The organism is Arthrobacter sp. B055-34 (assembly GCF_059090425.1).
Genome location: NZ_JBNHFQ010000003.1, coordinates 411493 through 432163, shown reverse-complemented (window position 1 = coordinate 432163; position 20671 = coordinate 411493). Strand labels below are relative to the sequence as shown.

Below are 20671 nucleotides of genomic sequence, written 5' to 3'. Positions count from 1 at the left end.
GATGTCAGCTGACAGCAACACGCCAACCGGAGCGGTGAACCACGCCGACCGGATTGACGACGACGGCGGCAAGCCCGCCAAATGGAAAATTGTTGGCCCCGGACTCGTCGTTGCGGCGACCGGTGTCGGTGCCGCGGACATGGTCGCCACCCTGGTGGCAGGCTCCCAGTTCGGTTACCAACTGTTCTGGGCCGTGATCGTCGGTGTCATCCTGAAGATCGTCCTGGTTGAGGGCGCGGGCCGTTACACCCTGGCCACCGGCAAGACCATCTTCGAAGGCTGGCGCTCACTGGGCCGCTGGACCACCTGGTACTTCGGGCCCTACATCATCATTTGGGGCTTCGTCTACGGTGCCACCGCGATGTCCTCGGCCGCCCTGCCGCTGGCTGCCTTGTTCCCGGTGTTCCCGCTCTGGGTCTGGGCGATCCTGATGGGCCTGGCCGGTTTCGCGATGGTCTGGTTCGGCAAGTACGCCACCTTCGAAAAGATCACCGCTGCCCTCGTCGGCATCATGTTTGTGACCGTTGTGGGGCTGGCTGTCATCGCGGTTCCCAACATCCCCGAAATGCTCACGGGCCTGATCCCGTCGATCCCGGCCGAAGGCGGCCTGCTGTCCACCCTGGCCCTCGCCGGCGGCGTCGGCGGCACCATCACCTTGGCCGCCTACGGCTACTGGCTGCGTGAAAAGGGCTGGTACACGCCCAAGTGGATGCGCGTCATGCGGATCGACAACTCAGTTGCGTACATCATGACCGGCGTCTTCGTCCTGGCCATGCTCATTGTCGGTGCAGAGGTTGTCCGCTCCGCCGGCGTCTCCATCAGCGGCGGCGACGAAGGCCTGCTGGAACTGGCCGGCGTCCTCAATGAACGCTACGGCGACGTCGTCGGTACCGGCTTCCTGGTCGGCTTCTGGGCCGCATCGTTCTCGTCGATCATCGGCGTCTGGAATGGTGTGTCGCTGATGTTTGCCGACTTCTGGGGCCACATGCGCAAGAAGGAATCCGGCCACCCGGACACCCGCGTGGGCGGCAAGTACTTCAAGTTCTACGTGCTCTGGCTGACCTTCCCGCCGATGCTGCTGTTCATCCTGGGCAAGCCGATCGGCCTGATCCTGGCGTACGGCGTACTCGGTTCACTGTTCATGCCGTTCCTGGCTCTGACCCTGCTCGGCCTGCTCAACGGCAAGCGCGTGCCGAAGGAATGGGCCAACAAGCTGCACACCAACATTGCCCTGGGCATCTGTGCCCTGCTGTTCGGCATCCTCGGTGTCCAGCAGCTGGTCAAGGCCATCGCCCCGATCTTCGGCGGCTGACCCCGCGGGCAAAAACATACCCAGCTAAAAGACTCTGCCCTGCCGCAACCCCAATGTGCGGCAGGGCAGAGTCCTTTCAAGGGGCCGGCTGGTCGTGGGTGACGATCGAGGCGAGGAACTCATCCGCTTCGGTCAGGCCACGGGCAGCTTGCTCAAGAATGGCCCGCGCCTCGGTCTCCAGTGTGCGGCCGTGGCAAGCGGCCAGCACGCGGAGGCCTTCGATGGTGCGCGCGTTCAGGTTGGGAATGCTCAGTGTCTCCATGACGCCACCTTCCGTGTGACATCAATGCTAGACCCGGCCTTTCGCACTGTCACCGGAGCGGCTGGTGTTACCGGAGCGGATCGAAGGGCTGGATCTCATCCGGAACGTGCCCGGTGGTGATCTGCTCGGCCAGCAGTTTGCCGGTGGCCGGACCCAGGACGATGCCCCACATGCCGTGGCCGCCGGCCACGTAGACCCCGGGGGAGCGGGTGGCGCCGACCACCGGCAGCCCGTCCGGCGTGACCGGCCGTGCGCCAACCCAGATGTCCTCAAGGTTTTCCAGGTCCATGTTGGTAAACAGCGGGCGTACCGAGGCGAGGATGGCGTCGATGCGTCCGGTCTGCAGCGGCTCGTCCGGACCGCGGAACTCCATCGTGCCGGCGATGCGCAGCCGGCCCTGGTACGGCGTGCACGCCACGCGGCGGGCCGGGAAGTAGATGGGGAATTCGGCCGGGTCGTCGGTGGCCACGCTGAACGAGTACCCGCGGCCGGCCTGGATTTGCGTCTTCACTCCGAGCGGCTTGGCCAGCTTCGGCAGCCACGCCCCGGTAGCGAGCACCACGACGTCGGCGTTCACCGGTTCCTGCCCGTAGCTGTCCACAGAGATTCCCTGCGGGCCGTGGCGAAGCGAGTGCACCTCGCCGCCGGTCACAATCCTGGCGCCGCGGGCCTGCACTGCGTCGGCCAGTGCCTGCACAAACGGACCGGGTTCGATGAAGCGCTGGTCTTCCATTTCATAAACCGTGGAGACTCCGGCGGATAGCTGGGGCACCTTGACCTGCGGATTGTCCAGGCGCTTGAGCGGCACGCGCTGGCCGGCCTTCTCCACCTGCTGGATCTCGTGGATGAACGGGCCGCTTTCCTTTTCCTGCTCGAAGCCGATGACAAAGGGGCCCTTCCGCGTCCACGCGTCCACGCCGTTCGACGTCAGTTCGTCGAAGGAGTCCAGGGCCATGCGGTCGATCGGGGTCAACGCGGCCATCGCCTTGTTCCACGCCTTCGCGGTAGCGTGCAGGCCGAAGCGTGCCAGGAACGCCCAGAGCTTCGGATCCAGCCGGGCCGGGATGTGCAGCGGTGCGGTCGAATCGAGAAGCGCCTTCGGCGCATAGGACCACAAGGTCGGATCGGACAACGGCATGGCCATGCCGGGCGTCAGCCACCCGGCGTTGCCCCACGAAGCACCGGCGGCTACACCGGAGCGATCGAGGATCGTCACCTCGATCCCGCGTTCCTGCAGGTGCCAAGCCGTAGCCAGGCCAACCATTCCAGCACCGACAACGACGGCGGTGCGCGGCGACTGTGCGCGTGAGTACATTTTGCTCTCCCTCAACTATGACTCGTGCCACATGGCATTTCCTCCAGTGTGAACAATCTAAAAACAAGTCGCAATTGATTCGACGATGATTCTGCGCGAAGCTGGATTTATGCCGAGTGATTCAACAAAAGCCGGAAGTTATACCCGCCGGCCGAACAACGTTCGACACGCTGTTTTGGATGAAACGGACCGCATCATCGTGCAGCTGCTGCAGGCCGATGCACGCACTCCCAACAACGCCATTGCCGCTGCCGCCGGCATCGCACCATCCACTTGCCATGGCCGGATCCGCTCACTTCAGGAGCGCGGCATCATCCGCGGCTTCCATGCGGACGTGGACCCCGCTGCCGTGGGGCGCGGTCTGCAGGCGCTGATCTCCATCCGCCTGCAGGCGGATGCGCGGTCCAACCTGACCAGGTTCGAAAAGTACCTGGCCGGCTTGTCCGCCGTCGAGAGTATTTTCTTTGTCACCGGGGACCGGGATTTCATGATCCATGTCGCGGTGGCCGACTCCGAGGCGCTGCGGGATCTCGTGGCCAACAATCTAAGCCTCCGGCCCGAAGTGGCCGGCACCAATACCACGGTGATTTTCGAATACGTCCGTCCGCCCGGCAGTTCCCTCGCACCCTGACCAGCCTGCCGTCGGTGCCGTCTGTTCAACGTGTGACCTTGCCTGCAGGCCGTAACATCGCACTCTTGTTGACATGTCAATGAACCTGCCTCTAGGATAGTTGAAGAATCAACCAACAGACAGAAGGTAATCATGTCCTGGTTCAAGAACCTCTTCCGCTCGTCAAATGGCCGTCGCTCCGCAGAAACCCCTGTTGAGCAGGCTCCCGCCCCGGTAGCAGCCGATGTTGCCGCTCCGGCTCCCGTAGCCGAAGCCGCTCCTGCCGAGCGCGCCGCGGGACTTCCCCGGATCGCCATCCTCACTGGAAGTACCCGCCCGGGCCGGGTGAACGGCTCCGTAGCCGAGTGGGTGCTGGCCCAGACCGCCGGCCGCACCGATGCCGAATTCGAGCTCGTAGACATCGCCGATTTCAATCTGTCGCTGCTGGATGAGCCGGCCCCGGCCATGTACCAGAGCTACCAGAACGAGCACACCAAGGCCTGGTCCGCGAAGATCGCCGGGTTTGACGGTTTCATCTTCGTGGCCAACGAATACAACCACACCGTCGGGCCGGCGCTCACCAACGCCCTGTCGTTCCTGAACATGGAATTCAACAACAAGGCCGCCGGCATCGTTTCCTACGGTTCTATGGGCGGCGTCCGCTCCGCCGAGCACCTGCGCAACGTTCTCGCCGAACTGCAGATCGCCGTCGTCCGCAACCAGGTGATGTTCTCGCTCTTCACCGACTTCGAGAACTTCGCCGACTTCAAGCCGACCGAACAGAACGCCGGCACGCTTGCTCCCATGGTCGACCAACTGGTCCCGTGGGCCAAGGGCTTCACCACCATCCGCGCCGAACTGCAGGCCGTCAGCGCCTGATCAGACGGGTCCAGCAGAAACAGTTCCGCCCTGCAGCACTTGTGAAGTGCGGCAGGGCGGAGCTATTTAAAGTACGACGGCGGGACCAGACCGGGTGGACCTGTCTCGCTACCCGGACCGGCCGCGGCGCGGCAGCCAGTCCCGCACACGGGCTACAGGTGGATCTTTACATCTGCATCCGCACGCAGGTCCTTGACCAATGCCTGCGCTGCTTCGCTCTGCTTCTGGCCCTTCAGCTGCTCTTCGAGTGCCGGCTTGGCTTCCTCAAAAGGCGGAATCTCGGCGCCCTGGCCGCCCTGCTGCTTCATCTGCTCCTGCTGGGCCTTGGCCTGGTCGTAGGCCTTCTTCAGCTCTTTTTCCGTGGGCTTGGTGTCCCCGGATTCTTCGGTAACGAGCGCTTCCACTCTTACCTGCTTCTCGATTTCGGACATGACGGTTTTCTCGTCCATGCCCTGGTCCTTCATGGCAGCCAGGAACTCGTCCTTGCTCTTGAGCTGGCTCGATTTCACCAGCTCGTCCAAGGTGGCATCCACTTCTTTCTTGGGTGCCTCGAGGCCGCGGTTGTCTGCTTCCTGGGTGAGGAGGACCGAACTGATCATGCCATCGGCGGTCTGCTTTTTGAGCTGGTCCTGGTCAAGTTTTTGCCCGCCCATTTGCGACTGCATGGCCATTTGCTGGAACTGGCCTTCATAGGCGGCGACAAAGTCCTTCTTGGCGATCTTTTCGCCGTTGACCTCCGCCACCACATCGGGAACGTCCTTGGTGTCCGGCTTGGGCATTTCCTGCGCCTCCGGATTCGCGCCTTCGGAGGCCGCGCCGCTCGGAGCCGGTGCTTCCTGCTGGGTGCTCGCGCTGTTTCCGCCTTCTCCGGCGGGGGCACTGCATGCGGTAACGGCAGAAATCGAACCCGCCACGGCCAAGGCCAAAAGCCACTTCTTGCTGCTCATAAAGTCCTTTCCAATCAAGTTAACCACCGACGCTAACAGGCGCTGGCAAATCCAGCTCCCAGCCGGCGTTCAGGAATGGCCGGAAGCTCCCGGCGTGCGTGAGCCATAAAACCGCTACCGCCCGGACCCGTGAAGACTGCAGAGCGCCCGTGCCACACACCCTTATTTTTCGGCGCGGACGCTGTTAATGTGGAAGTACCGGCAGCCGTCGGTCATGGCCCGCCGGAATGGATCCAGCCGGAGCCAGAGGCGGCACCAGGAGGTAGTCATGGCATCAAAAGAAGAGATCCAGCAGGAATCGGGGGACCGGGAGCACGCTCTCGGCGTAACGGAGCCGGGCAAGACGGACAAAGACACCGACCAGCCCCTCGACGAGGATCTGCCCACCGGACATCTGGAGGCCACCCCGGAAACGGACTGAGCCGAAAAGAAGCTGCACATGAAGGTGCCCTGTACGTTTCGCGTACAGGGCACCTTCTTCCTGGAAACCCGGTCAGGTATTCATCCGTGTATCGCCACGGTGCCGGACCATATACGCAACCCCCAGTCCCGCCAGAACCACGCCGACAATGAAATGCAGCCAGTTAGTGGCCATGTTGAACGACATGAAATTAGCTGCGGACTCCAGATTGATAATCAGGCCATAAATCCACATGGCCAGATACAAGGCGCCTGCACCAAGCAGGAAGTCCTTGGCCCCGGCAGCCGTGCGGCTCATGGCCCACCCCGCAGCACCGACCACGATATAGACGATGTTCAGCAGCATGGAGATCTGGAATGCGTTGAAGAGCATGGCCTCGGAACCGGCGGCGAATGCCAGCTGGTCATAAGCCATGGTGATGCCTGGAATGAATCCCAGGACGCCGAGAACAATTAGAACAATGCCCGAGCCCATCGCAGCGTTTCGCACATTTCCACGTGAGACATGTGCATGATGCGCAGACGGTGAAGCGGTGGCCATTTCTCCTCCCAAAACTGTGAGTAACAATTTTCGCCGGGCGCATGCCCGGCTGTTGGTAGGGCGTATCTGACGGAGTACCAGCACTTAAATTCTACTGCTGCAGGGGTGCGAAGCATATGGAAAAGTTGCCGCCGGCAATAACGACGGCGGCTGCTCGGCTGCGGTTCCACCGGTCACCGGCGGCGGCCAAGCACCGTGATGACGGTGGCGGCCAAGCACCGTGATGACGGTGGCGAACCACACGGGCCATAAGTAGGCTGAGTATTACCAGTGCCGCGGCATCGGGTCCCGGCGCCTTCCGCACGAAAGGACATGCTCATGGAAACCTGCGATACCTGCGGCAATTACGACAAGACCTTCACCATTACCAAGGGCGACAAAACCGGCACGTATGACAGTTTCGAATGCGCCATCCACGCCCTGGCTCCCACCTGCGAGCACTGCGGCTGCCGCATTCTGGGCCACGGCGTCGAGGCGGACGAGCGAATGTACTGCTGTGCCCACTGTGCCAGGGAATCCGGACACCAGGAAGTGGTGGACCGCGCCTGAGGCCAACGCCGACGGCCTCAGGCGGGGCCCGACCCGCTGAGACCCGGACTGTTGGTTGAAGCCGGTCCCCTAGTTCGAGCCGGCTGAGGACACCGCGGTCATGGTGGTCACGGTGGTGGCAGCCGTGATCGCGGCGGAGATGGCGTCCTTGACCGCCTTGGACGCCCAGTCGCCGTCGGTAATTTCCTTCACCCGTTCCTTGGGGACCGGGCCCAAACGCTTCTGCAGAATCTTCGTGGCATCCGCCAGTGCGATGACACTGGCGCTGAAGCCGTCGGGCCGGAGACCGGACAGGACGTTGCCTATCCGTTCGCGCAGCTGCTGCTCCGGGACCGGATCGACTTCCGGGTATCTAACGGTGGGGAAGACCCACAGGATCCTGCCTTCTACGCGGGTCACAATTTTCCGGGCGGCGAGCAGGTCGCCGACCAGCTTCCTGGGAGAGCGGCTGGCAAACTTCGTTACCCAGTGTTCGGTCTTATATGGTCTGCGTGCATCAGTGATGAGCTGCAGGAAAGGCCGATAACCAATTGAACTGTCGACGTCATACCCGGGCGTAGGAACGACCTTCCGGTCCTGGATAGTGATGGCGCCGGTCAGGGCCAGTTCGCTGAGGATGGCTCCGCCCAGGCCATAGCTGAGCGTTGATCCGTCCAGCATCGCCTTGCCGTCTCCGTCCCGCAGGCAGAGCAGCAGGAAGGCTTCGGGAACACTCAGAGGTGAAGAAGCAACCGGTTCCTGAGCCATGAAGTCAGCTTAGCGGCTGCATGGCCGGAGCGGGAGGGAAATACGCACCAGCTGGGCTTGGAGGGGCAATCTTTCCGTGGGGCGGTACCAGCATGGCAAACTGTGGCTATGTCATCCAGCGTAGAGAACGAGGACATCCAGGAGAAGGCCGCCCATATCGGGATGCGCCTCGAGGACAAGTGGCAGAGTTGGCGTGAGCGCAGGGCTCGGGGCCGCGGCGATGATGTCGCCGTCCTGCCGTTCACCGGCTACGGGACCAATGGCTGGGTCCGTGTACTCGGACGCGTAGTGATGGCCAAGGAAGGCGCGTTCGAAAACGGGAAGGTTGCCTCGCAGATCCTGGCGGACGGCATCCGTGGCTGGCGCAACTTTATCAGTCCGCCCGTCGCCAACGCCAAGGTCGTCATCGGCATCAACGGCGAGCAGCATGAAGTCACGGCAGACCGCGGCGGCGTTGTCGATTCGCATGTGCCGGCAGACCTGCCGGAAGGTTGGACCACCGTGACGCTCAGTTGCGAGGGCTCGACACCGGTGGAGGCAGCGGTCTATATCGTGCCCTCAGGAATTAAGTTCGGCATCCTGTCCGACATTGACGATACCGTCATGGTCACCGCGCTGCCGCGGCCGTTCCTGGCAGCGTGGAACACCTTTGTCCTGGATGAGCACGCCCGCAATGCCACACCGGGTATGGCTGTCATGCTCGAACGCGTCACCCGCGAGCATCCGGGGAGTCCGGTGCTGTATCTCTCCACCGGCGCCTGGAATGTAGCCCAGACCCTCACACGCTTCCTCTCGCGGAACCTGTACCCCGACGGCGCCCTGTTGCTCACCGACTGGGGACCGACCCGCGAGCGGTGGTTCCGCAGCGGGATGGAGCACAAGACCAGCCAGCTGATGCGGCTGGCCCGCGAATTCCCCGACGTGAAGTGGCTGCTCATTGGCGACGACGGCCAGCATGACGAAGCCATCTACGCGGGCTTCGCCCAGCGCTATCCGGAGCATGTTGCGGCGATTGCCATCCGTCAGCTGTCCGTCAGCGAGGCTGTGCTGGCCGGTGGGCGTTCGCAGGCCAAGCCGGCCAATGCCACGCCGGGCATCGACTGGATCTACGCTCCGGACGGCGCCGGGATCGCCGCCCAGCTGCACGAGCTCGGGATCATCAACGGCTCCTGAGAATGCAACAGCGGAGCCGGAATCGATCCGGCTCCGCTGGCGGTACTGCCAAGTTGCGCGCTAGGCGCTGGCTGCCGCTTTGACGCGCTTCGGCGTCGTTGTTGGTGCTTCTTCCACGTCTTCCGGGCGCAGGACGTCGTCGATGATGGCACCGGCGCCGGCTTCGTCCGTGTTCTCGGACAGGGCGAGTTCGGACACCAGGATCCGGCGGGCCTGTTCCAGCTGGCGCTTCTCACCGGCAGGGGCGACGCCGGACTGCAAGCGGCGGGTCAGATCACGAACAACTTCGCTGATCTTGTAGACGTCCCCGTTGGTGATCTTTTCCTGGTTGGCCTTGAAACGGCGGGACCAGATTTCCTTCTCGGTAGAGACCGGGGTGCGCAGGATGCTGATGACCTTCTGAACGCCCTTCTTGCCGATCGGCTGGCGTGCGCCGAGGTCCTTGGCCTTGGCCGCGGGTACCTCGATCATCAGCCCGTCGTGGTGGACGCGGAACTGCACGTACTTGGTGTCGGACTCGTTAAAGGAGCGGTTGGTAACGCCTGTTACGGTCACTGCGCCGTGCGGCGGGTAGACAAGACTGTCGCCTACGTTAAGCTTCATGAGAATAATGCCCTTTCATGCCATTATGGCAGATACTGCCACATTGGCAGGGGGTGGGCAAATGTGGGATATCCTTGAAACCGGCCGGCGCCACGGGAAGTCCGGGATGGCGCCGGAAGGGACGAAAGAGGCGGATGAGGGTCAAAAGCGCAGAAACGCGGGCGACGGCGGACCATTCGGCTACCGTTTCACCTGGTTTGAGGGAGCGCCGGCGGCTGCAAACGCGGGCGGAAATCACCGATGCGACACTGCGGCTGTTCGCGGAGGGCGGAGTTGCCAGTACCACCGTGGACGATATTGCCGCCGCAGCCGGAGTCTCGGCGCGGACTTTCTTCCGCTATTTCGCCACCAAGGAAGAAGCCGCTTTGCCGGTTCACCAGGACTTCAACGAAGCCATTGCCGCGGGTCTGCCCTCGGTGGATCCGCAGGGCGATGTCCGCGACGAAGTGGACCGGCTCTACGCACTGACCGTCCTGCCCTACACAGACAATGATTCCCCTTCTGCCCAGCGGATGCTGCAGGTCAGCCAACTGATCCGCAAGGAACCGTCGCTGCGCTCGGCGCAGGTCCGGCAGACGGTGGAACGGACCGAGGACCTGCTGGCTGCCCTGAGCGCAAAGTTCGGTCCCGAGCGGGCCGACCAGATGGAACTGCGGCTGGCCATCGACATTTCCGGGGCCGTGGCCCGCGCCGCGCTGGATACCTGGGTGGGCCTGCTGGAGGCAGGGAAAGCGGCGGACCTGGCAGAGATCTACGGCCAGGCGTGCGCTTTCGCACGTTAGCGGCAGGACTGGCGGCAAAGCTGGCAGAATGACGATCATGCGAGCTGCCGAGAAAGCCCTCGACCTGCACATCACTATTGCCGGAACGGAACCTGAGATCTGGCGCGACCTGCGCGTGCCCGCCGCCATCACGCTCACCGACCTGCACAAGGTCATCCAGCGGGCGTTCGGCTGGGACACCCGGCACCTGCACATGTTCCGAAGCTCCAATGCCGCGGGCGAGGAGCGCCGGTTCGCCAGCAACGAGGAAACGATCATGGAGCTGGAAACTGAGCCGGCAGCGGCCTTCAGCCTTGAGGACGTGTTCAGCTCCAAGAGCACGGAGCTGGTTTACGAGTACGACTTCGGCGACAGCTGGCTGCACGAGATCAGCATCAACGGCCATGCCGTGGCGCCCGCGGGCCAGCTGACCTGCATCGCCGGCGACAACCGCGGCCCGGTGGAAGATTCCGGCGGAATCGATGGCTACCGGGAGCTGTGCGAGATCCTGCTGGATCCGAACCACGAACAGCATGACGACCTGGCCAAGTGGTACTCCTGGGTTACCAATAAGCCTGCCGCACAGTTCGATCCCCAGGAATTCGACCTGGAGAAATGCAACCGGAGCCTCGCCCGGTTAAGTCCCCAACTCGGGGACGCGACACCCACGCCTGAGGAAATGGCCGCCGTCGTACTTCCTGCAAAGTGGTTGCTGCGGCGCGTCGGCGAGGACGGGCTCGAGCTGACCAAGGACGGCTACCTCAAGCCCGCCGTTGTCGCCGAGGTGATGACCAGCCTCGGCTGGGAAAAGCGCTGGTACGGCAAGTTCAACCGGGAATCGCAGACGCTGCCGGTTTTGGACTTGCGTTCGGCGCTGCAGGAATGGGGCCTGCTGCGGAAATACAAGGGAAAGCTGGTGCGGACCCCTGCGGGGCGAAAAGCGTACGACGACGACGTGCGGCTCTGGAGCCACCTCGCCGACCGTTTCGCGAACCCGCGCACTCCGGCGGAGAAAATGGTACGGAGGGTCCTCGTCCTTTGGCTGCTGGAGGACCGCGTGCCGTCTTACGACATGCTTGGTGAAGCCGTGACGCAGACCTTGATGAGCGTCGGATTCCGGATGCCGGACGGGGCCGCTATCCCCGAGCATGAAGGGCGGTATCTGTACAACGAATCGCGCCTCATGCTGGGCAGCCTCGGCGTTTTCGAAGAGGAAGATTATTTGCGCAGTTCCCCGTCGCCGAGTGAGGCCGGCATCAAATTCCTGTTGGAAGTCCAGCGGCGGCAGAATGAACATCATGAAGACTGACACCGCAACGGGCGGGAAGCGGCTGAGCTGCAACGTTCCCATGCGCTGGGGGGACATGGACGCCTACGGGCACATCAACAACGTGGAGATCCTGCGCATCCTCGAGGAGGCGCGCATCCACGCTTTCGGCCCGCCGGCGGGTACCGGTGGGCCGGGGCTGGACGTGGACCTGCCGGTCTTCTCCGACCTGCCCGAGGGAGCCCAGGCGCTGGTGACCGAGCACCGGGTCAAGTATGTGCGGCCGCTGAACTACCGGAACATCCCGGCGCACGTAGAGGTCTGGGTCAGCGCGTTGAAGGCGGCCAGCCTGACCATCGCCTATGTCATCAGTGATCCGGTCACGCAAGACGAGTGCGTCCGGGCCGAGACGACGCTGGCGTTCTTCCATGAGGCGGACCAGCGGTTACTTCGTGTTACGCCGGAGCAGAAGTCCCGCCTGCAGCCGTTTGTGGGCGAGGCAAACTTCCGCTGAGCAGGGACTATGTCCGTGTCGGGCCAGTCCGTGTACACTAGGTCACAGTTGTAGTGTTGCGCATGTACTTGGAACGGCGAACCCAAAGGGCTAGCCGTTTTTTCTGTAGAAGCGGACAATGGACACCGCGACTGGGGCTTCCCGAAGGTCGGGAACAGTCTCAAACAGAAGGATGCATAAAAATGGCAACAGGTACCGTCAAGTGGTTCAACGCTGAAAAGGGCTTCGGATTCATCCAGCCTGACGACGGCAGCGCAGATGTTTTCGCGCACTTTTCTGCGATCAATTCGGGTGGCTACCGGTCCCTCGAAGAGAACCAGAAGGTTAGCTTCGAAACCGAGCAGGGCCCCAAGGGACCCCAGGCAGTAAACATCACGGTCCTCTAAATAGGGATCTGAGGCTTTCGGGCCAGGGAACAGGGCGGGATTTCCCGTCCTGTTCCTTTTTAAGCAGCAGGATCGTGGTCGCGTTGCAGCCACCCGCAGCTCTTCCGCCGTGCTGAGGAACCGGCCAGGGCGTTGGACAGACGCCTCGGTGCCGAGCAGACTGTCGGTATGGCGTCCGGTACAGCTTTGCGAATCTTCACTGTCGGCCACGGCACCAGCAGTCGGAATGAACTGGCCGCACTGCTGGGCGGAGCAGGCGTCGAAGCGCTCGTTGACGTGCGGCGCTTTCCGGGCAGCCGCAAGCATCCGGACATGGGCAAGGATGCTCTGGCCAAATGGCTTCCCGACGCCGGTATCGACTACCGCTGGGAAGAGCAGTTGGGCGGCCGGCGAAGAATTCCTGCCGGCGAGCCGGAGCCCGACAGTTGGTGGAAGGTGGCCGCTTTCCGCGCCTATGCCGCCTACACACGGACCCCTGAGTTCGACGCAGGCCTGGAGCGGTTGCTGGACTATGCGCGGTCGCAGGCGACAGCAGTCATGTGCAGCGAAACTGTCTGGTGGCGCTGCCACCGCCGGCTCATTTCCGACGTCCTGGTCCTCCGGCACGGCGTGGACGTGCTGCATGTGATGCCCGGCGGCAAGCTGACGCCGCACAAAGTGGCAGAGGGAGCACGGCTCAACGGCAATATTGTCCGATGGGACGGACCAGCAGACTAAGCGCGTTCGAACTGCACGCATGAACGAACGCAAACGCGCCCGCGGTATTGGGTTGAATGCGGCAGGTTGCGCTGCCACTCCAGCCAAAACTGCGGGCGCGCCCAAAGGTTTTGAGTCTAGGTTCTTGAGCCTAGGTACTGGTTACGCGAGGACGCTCAGCTTGGAATCCTTGCGGCCGAAGAGGGCATAATCCACCGAAACGCGTCCGGGGCCCACCAGTGCAAGAGTCAGGGCCGCGGTGCCGAGGAGGAGCACCAGTTCGTAGCCGCCGTCCATGGCGAACACACCAGCCGGGGCGTGAACGAGGAACAAGGCACCGAGCATGTTTACGAGCAGCAGGATGGCGACCGGGCGGGTCAGCAGACCCAGGATCAGGGCGATGCCACCAGCCAATTCGAGGGTGGCGACAACCGGAGCCGCGATCTCGGCGGCGGGAACGCCCATCTGGCCGAAGGAGGCCTGGGTTCCGGCGATCGTCCATTCGTTGAACTTCTGCCAGCCGTGGGCGGTGAAGAGGAAGCCGAGGACAACGCGCAGGATAGTGCGGGCGGTATTGGTCAAAGCGAATTGGTTCATGATGTTTTCACCGTTTCTTATGGTCAAAGTATCGGCCGTCGGGAACGAGCGATAAGCATCAATTGATTGACGCTTCAATAAAAGACTGACAGAAAAACACTTGAAGTGTCAAGTCAGGTGACGTTGGTCCGGGTTGCGGGGGACCAGTGTCGCCGTCGTACTCATGCTGGGCTGGCCTGGCTGTTCCCGAACACCGTCCAGCTTGCCCTGCTACAGTCCGCTTCGGATGCAGTTCGAGAACCAAGGATGAGATGATCAGCACAGAACAAGATGTTCAGGATTTCGCGGTCGAATGGTGGGGCAGGATTGCCGCGGGCTTCCGGCAAGGCCCCGCGCTGGACGCGCCGGCGATAGAGCTCTTGCTCATTCTGTTGGTGGCCTTGATGCTCTCCGTGCCGCGTGCCACGTGGCGGTACTTCGGGCTGTTCGTTACCGTGGTCCACGAGCTGGGACACGCGTTCGCCGCGCTGACCACCGGGCGGATTGTCAGGGGCATCCACCTGCGCTTCGACCATTCCGGGGCGATGATCAGCCGCGGCTCGGGGAGGGCCGCAGCGGCCTGGACGGGCTTCTGGGGCTATCCGGTTCCCGCCGTCGTCGGGGCCGCGCTGGTGTGGGCCGCTTTCAACGGCTGGTCCTCGCTGGCGCTGTCTGTGAGTGCGGTTCTGCTCCTGGTGACGCTGCTGTTCATCCGGAACGTCCAGGGGGCGGTCATCGCCGTCGGCCTGGCGATCGTATCCCAGCTGATGGTGTTTTTCGCGCCGCCCGCGTTCCTCGGGCATGCGACGTTGGCCATCGGGATTGCGCTGCTGGTCGGGGCAGTTCGGGATTGGCTGAATGTTTTGAGCGTGCACACGCGCCGACGCCAGCTCCTGGGCAACTCCGATGCCTACATTCTGTCCCGGCGCACGGGCCTTCCCTCCGGTGTTTGGCTGGCCGGATTCGCCCTGGTGATTGCCGTTTCCTGCGCCGTGGCGGCGGGGACGGCGTGGTCCGCCGTCGGGCTGCTGGCTTTCGCTATCTGATGCTTGTGGCCGGTCAGCCGCCGTCCGGCCGCGGTCGACAGCTACTTGGCCAGCCGGGAAAGCTCAGGGTCATCGGCATAGACTTCCGACGCATTTTCGCGCGTCACCGGTTCCGGCTCCAACAGGAAAGCCGGAACTATCTTGGAGCCATTGTCGTACGTTTCCGAGTCGGTTGGAGTCGGATCATCGTCCTGCGCCAGAGCTTTGACGATTGCCGTTGCTTGCCGGGCCAGTGCCTGATCATCTTCGTAAGTGGTGGAGTACTGCTGGTCGTTCATTATGGATTCGACGGCTTCCGCTTCCGAGCCGGTTCCGGTGACCACCGGGAGGTCTTTCCCTGCTTTTTCGACCGCGGCGAGGATGGCCTGGGCCTGCTCATCCGTGGCTGCCAGCACGCCGTGCAGGTCCTGTGAGGCATAGGTGTCAGCGAGCAGCGTCTCCATGCGGGAAGTAACGGCCTCAGGCGTCGCATCTTGTGCGGCCACCTGCTCGAACCCTTGCTGTGTTGAAGGAACGCTGATCGTGCCGTCATCAATCTTCGGTTGGAGGACTCCCATGGCGCCGTCGAAAAATGCCTGCGAGCCCGGCTGGTCCGCGGGGCCGGCAAACAGTTCGACATTGTAGGGGCCCTCGCCTTGATCTGCGGCCAGACCGTCCAATAGCGCCTGGGCCTGCAATTCGCCGGCCTTCGAGTGGTCGTGCGCGACGTAGTACCCGACATTCGGCGTACCCGTGATTAGTGTGTCGTAGGAGATCACGGGTAGTCCAAGTTCGCCGGCGGCTTCGAGTCCGCTGGAAAGCTGTGCCGGGTCGGCTGGGTCGATGATGAGAACTTCCGGGGGGTTCTCCATCATGGTTTTCAATTGCTGAAGCTGTTCCTCCGGGCTCGCTGCCGTCTGAATGTCAGGCTCAAAATTGGCCTCGGTGATGGCGCTATTGATCGCCTGTTCAAGAGTGCCTGAGTCATCGCCGGATAGGAGTACACCAATGGAGGAGCCCGTTTCGAATCCACCCGCGCCTGCTGCCTCGGGTCCGTCCCCCGTGGAGCCTCCGGTATCCTGCTGGCTGCAGGACGTCAGGAGCAATGCCGCCATGGCGACAGCTGCCGACCCGGCTCTTGTCAGTCTGCGCATCTCGTCCACCCTCATTACGACCAGCAAATTAATAAGACTACTTAGTTTTATTTATCACAGACGGCGGGATAGGAAAAGGCATGAGTTCGCCCAAAAAAGCGGCCGCCCTGTGGCGGCCGCCTAGTTGGTCAGCGAGGCTGTGCGGGATTGGACGGATCTCCCTGTGACGGGGGATTCACGGGCGGCCCAGACGTGGCTGGCGATACGGGTGACCCTGTCTGATGCCGGGTCACTTCCGGCAGATCCTGTGCCACGGAACCACTGGGTTCTGCGCCGTTCCGCAATGCCTCGATCCGTTGTTCGAGGACCTGGGTGACCGGCAGTCGGTTGCCGTGCTCGCGCTCGTAGGCCAGTAACGTGCTCACACCCTCCTCGTCCAGAGCCGTAATCCGTGTTGGCAACGTGCCGAGGGGGATATGGTCATAGTCGGGCAAGGGCAGTTCGTCATGCTTGGGGGAGTCGTTCATACTTCCTCCTGAGTCGTGGACACCGGAATGAATCGTTCCCCGCCGCCGCTGGTCCGTGAGGCAAGACCGTGGCGGAGGTTTCTATAACCTAACAGCGTGCCGGGCCGAAAGTAAGGGTATAAGCTACCTTGGTCCCGGCGGTTGAGGGGAGTTGCCGGAGGCCCCGAATGGCACTAAAACATGCGGGAATTATTCACGCGTTCAGTTCGTTGTGCAGGCGATGTTGAAATTTTCGCCCGAACAGCTAAAATGGGCGCTCACATATAGGTCAAAACCCCAATACCATCAGGAGCACTAAACCCGCATGGCAACCGATTACGACGCACCCCGCAACAAGGACGACGACCAGAGCAACGAGTCTCTGGAAGCGCTGCAGGCGCAGCGCTCCGGTGGTGCAAAGACCGCGCTCATTGACGTCGAGGACTCGGATACCGCTGAGGGCATTGATCTGCCCGGCGCCGATCTTTCCGGCGAAGAGCTTGTTGTCCAGGTCGTTCCGGCACGTGAAGACGAATTCACCTGCTCGTCCTGCTTCCTGGTCCGCCACCGCAGCCAGGTAGCCCGCGAAAAGAACGGCGAACTATACTGCCGCGATTGCGAAGGCTAAACAGCTTCCTGCGAATCACCCCAAACCCCGTGCTTAGAGCGCGGGGTTTGTTGGTGGAAGGACACTTTCCAGCCGTCGTCCCGCCGGACATACAGGGTGCTGACAAGAGCCGAATATTCCGGCTGGCCGTCGCGATGGGCGGTGACGCCGTAGGTTATGACGGCTGTCTCCGCGGTGGGCCACAAGACCTGGGGGACTTCGAGCCGGAAGTCCGACCAGGGCGCGCCGCTCATGGCCTCGATGGTCAGACTCCGGTCCGTCAGGCGCATCCCGCCGGGCAGCAACATCACCACCTCCGCGTCCAGTATCGCCTGATAGAACTCGGCCGCCGTCTGACCTCCGGATGACAAGGCAATCCAGCCGCGCTCTTCCAGTTCGATCAGTTCGTCGCTGGCATCCATGGCTCCCCCTAGATCCGGTAGTGCCAGCACACACCAGCGGAACCCGCTAGTCAACCACTTCGATGACCCCCATCGCGCCACGCTCCGCAGCTACAAAGGCATGGTTGACGAACGTGTACCGGCCAGCCTGACAAACAGGCAAGCAGTTAGTCGTTTGCACTCGTCAGATGGATGGCTGCTTCCGGCGTCGCCACCCTGAAACTGAAGGACTGCTCAAGATAGAGGTGGACGTTATCGGCGTCGTGATGGTCATAGCCCACGGAGAGATCCTGCCCGGACTCGAACAGAAAGTCGCCGCCGCGCAGACTCATCACCACTGCACCGCGAACCCCGGGTGCCCACACGATGGGTCCTTCAAGGATCCGGCGAAGATGCTCGGACAGCAGGTAGCCGCCGCGTTCGGCTGTCTCGACCACGGCTGTGTAGTGGCCCGGTCCGAGAGCCAGACCGAAGGGGCCACCGATGCCCGCCTTCAGCAACACCGCGACAGCCTTGGCAATGCGCTTTGGATAGTCGTTGAAATCTTCCACCCGGGGGACCGGCGGATGTGGACTGGCTTCGGTAATCCCCTCGATGCCCGCCTGCTCCCAGCCGTGGAAGACCGCAACGTTCTCCGCACTGGCTATTCGATGGGCAGCCTCGTGCAGGCTGCTCAGATCCACGTCCACTGCGCCGCGGTCATTGTCCAGCAGTTCGGAGCGGGAAACATTGAATTCCGCGCGCATTTCGACCAATGGCAGGACCCGGCGTCTGCGGGCAGCAATGCCGTGGTCATCGATACCTGGCAGGGGCTCTGTCCTGCCCACGTTGGTGGCCGAGTAGTCCCAGCCGAGCGGCCCAAAGAAATCGACAAGCTTCCTTGCACCGAGGGCAACGGTCAATCGCTGCTTGGCCTCGGTATCGAGCAGCCGCCAGCCCCCGTCTGTAATCGGGGCGTGTTCGCGCAGGAGATGGTTCATCGTCATGGTCGTGACTCCTTCAGGCTGCCGATTCCCAAGGACGGATCCGAAGCCGCCGTCGTCGGCTGCACGGCGCTGGCTCCGCTACCTTCAGAGCCGGCCTTTTCGGCGGCTTCGCCATTCGCGACAATATCCCCGTCCCGGAAGAGGATTCCGCGGGCAATCTCCCGCCACACGGGCTTGGCCCGGAAGAGATGCTCAAGCTCCATGCTGAAGTGCTTGTATTCCTCGGTAAGAGAGTTGTTCATGATGTTCCGGGCGGCGGCGTCAGGCTCCACCGAAATGCGCTGCTCGTACCAGCCGATGGCCTCGGCTTCCTCGGTGAGGTTGGCGCACATCCGGGCAAAGGTACGTGTCTCGGCAGAGAGTTCTCCTGCCGGCTCATGGTATTGGTCAAAGCCCATCAGCGATCCTTCGACGAGTGTCTGCGGAATCTTTGCTCACTTGCCAGCCTATCGGCGCGGCCCGGCCATGACTACCCCGGAATTGCCCGAATGCTAGCCTTCCCAGCCGAGGTTCCGCGCCATCCGTTGCAGCACGTCGATGGTGGCGGAATACTCCTGATCGGAAATGCCTTCGGTGACCTGTTTGCGGTTCCGGTCCACCACATCGCCCAGCAGTGCCAGGCTGTTGCGTCCCAGCTCGGTCAGCGAGTATTTGCCGTCGTCGTCGGTGATCCAATTGCTTTCCAGCAGTTCGTCCAAATGCTCGGCCGAGGACTCTTCGGCGGTCTGGCTGAAGAACGGCTTGAGCGATTCGTTCAGCTCCGCGGCCGTGGCGGGGGCCTCCGCCAGCACATTCATGATCTGCCATTGCCGGCGGGTCACGCCATGTTCCTCCACAGTCGCGTCGAACTGCTCGTTGATCAGTCCGTCAACTAGTCTGAGCCAGAATCCAATGGGTCGATTAGCAGCCATGTCCCCACCATACAAAGCCACGTCAAGACCCCAAAGGCTAACGACGGCGATGCCTCCCGCCGTCGTTAGCCTTGCTGGGGTGCGGGTCGGCTTATAGCGTGAAGGCGTACCCATCGAGGAGGACCGCATGAGCAATGAGCCGCAGGAGACGCTGGACAAGGAAAACCCGCGGGAGCCGGCCGTGGATGTGTCCACCGAGACCCAGGATTACCCGGGGTTTACCGAGGAGATGGAGCCGCGGCCCGACCACGGCGAAGACAGCTACAAGGGAAATGACCGTTTGAAGGGCAAGAAGGCGCTCATCACCGGCGGCGACTCAGGCATCGGCCGTGCGGTTGCCCTCGCGTTCGCGCGGGAGGGCGCCGACGTCGCTATTTCCTACCTCCGGGAAGAGGAGGAAGACGGCCAGAACTGTCTGGACCTGATCCTGGCCGAAGGTCGCACCGCACTGGGCGTCCCGGGCGACGTGCGCGACGAGGACTATGCGAAGTCCGCCGTATCCGAGACGATCGACGAGCTGGGCGGCCTGGACATCCTGGTCAACAACGCCGGCTATCACCTGGGCCAGCCCAACGGCATCGAGGATATTACGCCGGACCAGTTGCGCCGGACTTTTGAAACCAATGTCTACGGCACGTTCTGGATGATCCAGGCCGCGCTGCCGCATTTGAGGCCCGGCTCGGTCATCATCAACACCACCTCCATCCAGGGACACCATCCCTCCACAAGCCTGATGGATTACGCGGCCACGAAAGCAGCGCTGAACAACTTGACTTTCAGCCTGGCCGAGCTGCTGGGGGAGAAGGGGATCCGGGTCAATGCCGTTGCGCCCGGTCCTATCTGGACGCCCCTGCAGCCTGCAACTACAACGCCGAAGAAGCTGGCCTCCTTCGGCGACAGCACGCCCTTGGGTCGGGCTGGTCAGCCGGCCGAAGTGGCCGGCGCATTTGTCTTCCTCGCCTCCAACGATGCCCGCTACGTCTCCGGCGAGATCATTGGGGTGACTGGCGGCATGCATCTGGCCTAAGGGCAGAGGCACGACGTCTGTGGGCCGGGAACGCGACCAGGCCCACCTTTCTTCCGGCCGTGGGGCGGTGGTCAGCGCTGCTCCCAAACCCGTGTACAGTGAAGGAAGTTGTTGTGTTGCGCATTTTGTATTCTGAGCGGCGAACCCATCTGGGCCAGCCGCTCTTTCTGTAGAAGCGGGAAAAGAACGCCGCGACTGAAACTCCCCGACAGTCGGGATGAGTTTCAATCTCAGAAGGATGAATAAAAATGGCTACAGGTACCGTGAAATGGTTCAACGCTGAAAAGGGCTTCGGCTTCATCGAGCCCGAAGACGGCAGCGCCGACGTTTTCGCCCACTTCTCCGCTATCAACTCGGGCGGCTACCGTTCTCTCGACGAGAACCAGAAGGTCAGCTTTGAGACCGAGCAGGGCCCCAAGGGCCCCCAGGCTGTCAACATCCAGGTTGCATAATTTTTGTGATTTGAGGTCCTAGGACCGGCAAGCAGGGCGGGAAGAATTTCCCGCCCTGCTTCTTTTAACCACCGGCTGAGTCGGTTGCCGTCTTCCCGTCCCCG

The 20671-nt window shown here is 62.5% G+C and carries 28 protein-coding genes; 15 read left to right on the top strand and 13 right to left on the bottom strand.

Going from position 1 to position 20671, the window contains the following annotated elements; genetic code table 11:
* The first annotated feature begins 1 nt into the window (after nucleotide 1).
* Nucleotides 2–1312 carry an Nramp family divalent metal transporter gene (locus AC5RWO_RS08030; protein WP_498730760.1) on the top strand — a complete coding sequence of 437 codons (1311 nt, stop codon included), beginning with the start codon at nucleotides 2–4 and terminating at the stop codon, nucleotides 1310–1312.
* A 76-nt stretch (nucleotides 1313–1388) separates the two neighbouring features.
* Here the strand turns inward: AC5RWO_RS08030 and AC5RWO_RS08025 are convergent, their stop codons facing one another.
* Together AC5RWO_RS08025 and AC5RWO_RS08020 are read right to left on the bottom strand one after the other, a co-directional pair.
* A complete protein-coding gene (locus AC5RWO_RS08025) occupies nucleotides 1389–1574 on the bottom strand; it encodes a FitA-like ribbon-helix-helix domain-containing protein (RefSeq protein WP_139006108.1) in 186 nt (61 codons plus the stop codon).
* Nucleotides 1575–1641: 67 nt separating this feature from the next.
* Nucleotides 1642–2889 (bottom strand): NAD(P)/FAD-dependent oxidoreductase, encoded by a 1248-nt coding sequence (locus tag AC5RWO_RS08020; RefSeq protein ID WP_498730758.1) that lies wholly within the window; start codon nucleotides 2887–2889, stop codon nucleotides 1642–1644.
* 175 nt (nucleotides 2890–3064) lie between these two features.
* Here AC5RWO_RS08020 and AC5RWO_RS08015 point away from each other — a divergent pair, with 175 nt between their 5' ends.
* Nucleotides 3065–3520, top strand: coding sequence for an Lrp/AsnC family transcriptional regulator (locus AC5RWO_RS08015; protein WP_236777275.1), 456 nt, complete (start codon nucleotides 3065–3067; stop codon nucleotides 3518–3520).
* Between the two features lie 132 nt (nucleotides 3521–3652).
* The gene (locus AC5RWO_RS08010) at nucleotides 3653–4378 is read left to right on the top strand and encodes an NADPH-dependent FMN reductase (RefSeq protein ID WP_498730756.1); all 726 of its coding nucleotides are present in this window, start codon (nucleotides 3653–3655) and stop codon (nucleotides 4376–4378) included.
* A 152-nt stretch (nucleotides 4379–4530) separates the two neighbouring features.
* On the opposite strand, the gene AC5RWO_RS08005 is transcribed toward AC5RWO_RS08010, so the two are convergent.
* Nucleotides 4531–5325 carry a SurA N-terminal domain-containing protein gene (locus tag AC5RWO_RS08005; RefSeq protein WP_498730754.1) on the bottom strand — a complete coding sequence of 265 codons (795 nt, stop codon included), beginning with the start codon at nucleotides 5323–5325 and terminating at the stop codon, nucleotides 4531–4533.
* Between the two features lie 268 nt (nucleotides 5326–5593).
* Between AC5RWO_RS08005 and AC5RWO_RS08000 the strand changes: the two genes are divergently transcribed.
* Nucleotides 5594–5746, top strand: a complete 153-nt coding sequence (locus AC5RWO_RS08000) for a hypothetical protein (RefSeq protein WP_498730752.1) — start codon at nucleotides 5594–5596, stop codon at nucleotides 5744–5746.
* 72 nt (nucleotides 5747–5818) lie between these two features.
* On the opposite strand, the gene AC5RWO_RS07995 is transcribed toward AC5RWO_RS08000, so the two are convergent.
* Nucleotides 5819–6286 carry a DUF4383 domain-containing protein gene (locus tag AC5RWO_RS07995; RefSeq protein WP_498730750.1) on the bottom strand — a complete coding sequence of 156 codons (468 nt, stop codon included), beginning with the start codon at nucleotides 6284–6286 and terminating at the stop codon, nucleotides 5819–5821.
* A gap of 318 nt (nucleotides 6287–6604) precedes the next feature.
* Here AC5RWO_RS07995 and AC5RWO_RS07990 point away from each other — a divergent pair, with 318 nt between their 5' ends.
* The gene (locus AC5RWO_RS07990) at nucleotides 6605–6835 is read left to right on the top strand and encodes a metallothionein (RefSeq protein ID WP_498730748.1); all 231 of its coding nucleotides are present in this window, start codon (nucleotides 6605–6607) and stop codon (nucleotides 6833–6835) included.
* 69 nt (nucleotides 6836–6904) lie between these two features.
* Here AC5RWO_RS07990 and AC5RWO_RS07985 read toward each other — a convergent pair whose 3' ends face one another.
* On the bottom strand, nucleotides 6905–7582 hold the full coding sequence (locus AC5RWO_RS07985; RefSeq protein WP_498730746.1) for a GOLPH3/VPS74 family protein: 678 nt from the start codon (nucleotides 7580–7582) through the stop codon (nucleotides 6905–6907).
* A gap of 108 nt (nucleotides 7583–7690) precedes the next feature.
* On the opposite strand from AC5RWO_RS07985, the gene AC5RWO_RS07980 reads away from it, so the two are divergent.
* A complete protein-coding gene (locus AC5RWO_RS07980; RefSeq protein ID WP_498730744.1) occupies nucleotides 7691–8755 on the top strand; it encodes an App1 family protein phosphatidate phosphatase in 1065 nt (354 codons plus the stop codon).
* Between the two features lie 60 nt (nucleotides 8756–8815).
* Here AC5RWO_RS07980 and AC5RWO_RS07975 read toward each other — a convergent pair whose 3' ends face one another.
* Nucleotides 8816–9358 carry a CarD family transcriptional regulator gene (locus AC5RWO_RS07975; RefSeq protein WP_498730742.1) on the bottom strand — a complete coding sequence of 181 codons (543 nt, stop codon included), beginning with the start codon at nucleotides 9356–9358 and terminating at the stop codon, nucleotides 8816–8818.
* A gap of 134 nt (nucleotides 9359–9492) precedes the next feature.
* Here AC5RWO_RS07975 and AC5RWO_RS07970 point away from each other — a divergent pair, with 134 nt between their 5' ends.
* The 5 genes from AC5RWO_RS07970 (at nucleotide 9493) to AC5RWO_RS07950 (ending at nucleotide 13003) form a co-directional block, all read left to right on the top strand.
* Nucleotides 9493–10140 (top strand): TetR family transcriptional regulator, encoded by a 648-nt coding sequence (locus AC5RWO_RS07970; RefSeq protein WP_498730741.1) that lies wholly within the window; start codon nucleotides 9493–9495, stop codon nucleotides 10138–10140.
* Between the two features lie 28 nt (nucleotides 10141–10168).
* Complete coding sequence (locus AC5RWO_RS07965; protein WP_498730739.1) at nucleotides 10169–11428, top strand: plasmid pRiA4b ORF-3 family protein; 1260 nt, start codon at nucleotides 10169–10171, stop codon at nucleotides 11426–11428.
* Complete coding sequence (locus AC5RWO_RS07960; RefSeq protein WP_498730738.1) at nucleotides 11418–11900, top strand: acyl-CoA thioesterase; 483 nt, start codon at nucleotides 11418–11420, stop codon at nucleotides 11898–11900. Before AC5RWO_RS07965 ends, AC5RWO_RS07960 begins: the two co-directional genes overlap by 11 nt.
* 182 nt (nucleotides 11901–12082) lie before the next feature.
* Nucleotides 12083–12286: a cold-shock protein gene (locus tag AC5RWO_RS07955; RefSeq protein ID WP_074699652.1), complete on the top strand. Its 204-nt coding sequence runs from the start codon at nucleotides 12083–12085 to the stop codon at nucleotides 12284–12286.
* 132 nt (nucleotides 12287–12418) lie between these two features.
* Nucleotides 12419–13003 carry a DUF488 domain-containing protein gene (locus AC5RWO_RS07950; RefSeq protein WP_498730737.1) on the top strand — a complete coding sequence of 195 codons (585 nt, stop codon included), beginning with the start codon at nucleotides 12419–12421 and terminating at the stop codon, nucleotides 13001–13003.
* Between the two features lie 141 nt (nucleotides 13004–13144).
* On the opposite strand, the gene AC5RWO_RS07945 is transcribed toward AC5RWO_RS07950, so the two are convergent.
* Nucleotides 13145–13579 carry a DoxX family protein gene (locus tag AC5RWO_RS07945; protein ID WP_498730735.1) on the bottom strand — a complete coding sequence of 145 codons (435 nt, stop codon included), beginning with the start codon at nucleotides 13577–13579 and terminating at the stop codon, nucleotides 13145–13147.
* A 251-nt stretch (nucleotides 13580–13830) separates the two neighbouring features.
* On the opposite strand from AC5RWO_RS07945, the gene AC5RWO_RS07940 reads away from it, so the two are divergent.
* A complete protein-coding gene (locus tag AC5RWO_RS07940) occupies nucleotides 13831–14604 on the top strand; it encodes a M50 family metallopeptidase (RefSeq protein WP_498730733.1) in 774 nt (257 codons plus the stop codon).
* Between the two features lie 41 nt (nucleotides 14605–14645).
* Here the strand turns inward: AC5RWO_RS07940 and AC5RWO_RS07935 are convergent, their stop codons facing one another.
* A complete protein-coding gene (locus AC5RWO_RS07935) occupies nucleotides 14646–15737 on the bottom strand; it encodes a substrate-binding domain-containing protein (RefSeq protein ID WP_498730731.1) in 1092 nt (363 codons plus the stop codon).
* Between the two features lie 128 nt (nucleotides 15738–15865).
* Nucleotides 15866–16204 carry a DUF8129 domain-containing protein gene (locus tag AC5RWO_RS07930; RefSeq protein WP_498730729.1) on the bottom strand — a complete coding sequence of 113 codons (339 nt, stop codon included), beginning with the start codon at nucleotides 16202–16204 and terminating at the stop codon, nucleotides 15866–15868.
* Between the two features lie 304 nt (nucleotides 16205–16508).
* On the opposite strand from AC5RWO_RS07930, the gene AC5RWO_RS07925 reads away from it, so the two are divergent.
* On the top strand, nucleotides 16509–16811 hold the full coding sequence (locus tag AC5RWO_RS07925; protein ID WP_074699648.1) for a DUF4193 domain-containing protein: 303 nt from the start codon (nucleotides 16509–16511) through the stop codon (nucleotides 16809–16811).
* Here AC5RWO_RS07925 and AC5RWO_RS07920 read toward each other — a convergent pair.
* From AC5RWO_RS07920 to AC5RWO_RS07905, 4 genes are all read right to left on the bottom strand, one after another.
* A complete protein-coding gene (locus AC5RWO_RS07920) occupies nucleotides 16808–17212 on the bottom strand; it encodes a DUF4440 domain-containing protein (RefSeq protein WP_498730727.1) in 405 nt (134 codons plus the stop codon). The two genes, AC5RWO_RS07925 and AC5RWO_RS07920, sit on opposite strands and share 4 nt — an antisense overlap.
* Before the next feature lie 146 nt (nucleotides 17213–17358).
* Complete coding sequence (locus tag AC5RWO_RS07915; protein ID WP_498730726.1) at nucleotides 17359–18177, bottom strand: family 1 encapsulin nanocompartment shell protein; 819 nt, start codon at nucleotides 18175–18177, stop codon at nucleotides 17359–17361.
* A complete protein-coding gene (locus AC5RWO_RS07910) occupies nucleotides 18174–18575 on the bottom strand; it encodes a ferritin family protein (protein WP_498730724.1) in 402 nt (133 codons plus the stop codon). The genes AC5RWO_RS07915 and AC5RWO_RS07910 overlap by 4 nt, the downstream gene beginning before the upstream one ends.
* 93 nt (nucleotides 18576–18668) lie before the next feature.
* Entirely contained in the window at nucleotides 18669–19088 is a 420-nt protein-coding gene (locus tag AC5RWO_RS07905; RefSeq protein ID WP_498730723.1) for a MarR family winged helix-turn-helix transcriptional regulator, read from the bottom strand.
* Nucleotides 19089–19215: 127 nt separating this feature from the next.
* Between AC5RWO_RS07905 and AC5RWO_RS07900 the strand changes: the two genes are divergently transcribed.
* Together AC5RWO_RS07900 and AC5RWO_RS07895 are read left to right on the top strand one after the other, a co-directional pair.
* Nucleotides 19216–20115 (top strand): glucose 1-dehydrogenase, encoded by a 900-nt coding sequence (locus AC5RWO_RS07900; protein ID WP_498730722.1) that lies wholly within the window; start codon nucleotides 19216–19218, stop codon nucleotides 20113–20115.
* 248 nt (nucleotides 20116–20363) lie between these two features.
* Nucleotides 20364–20567, top strand: a complete 204-nt coding sequence (locus tag AC5RWO_RS07895; protein ID WP_169991850.1) for a cold-shock protein — start codon at nucleotides 20364–20366, stop codon at nucleotides 20565–20567.
* Nucleotides 20568–20671: the final 104 nt, after the last annotated feature.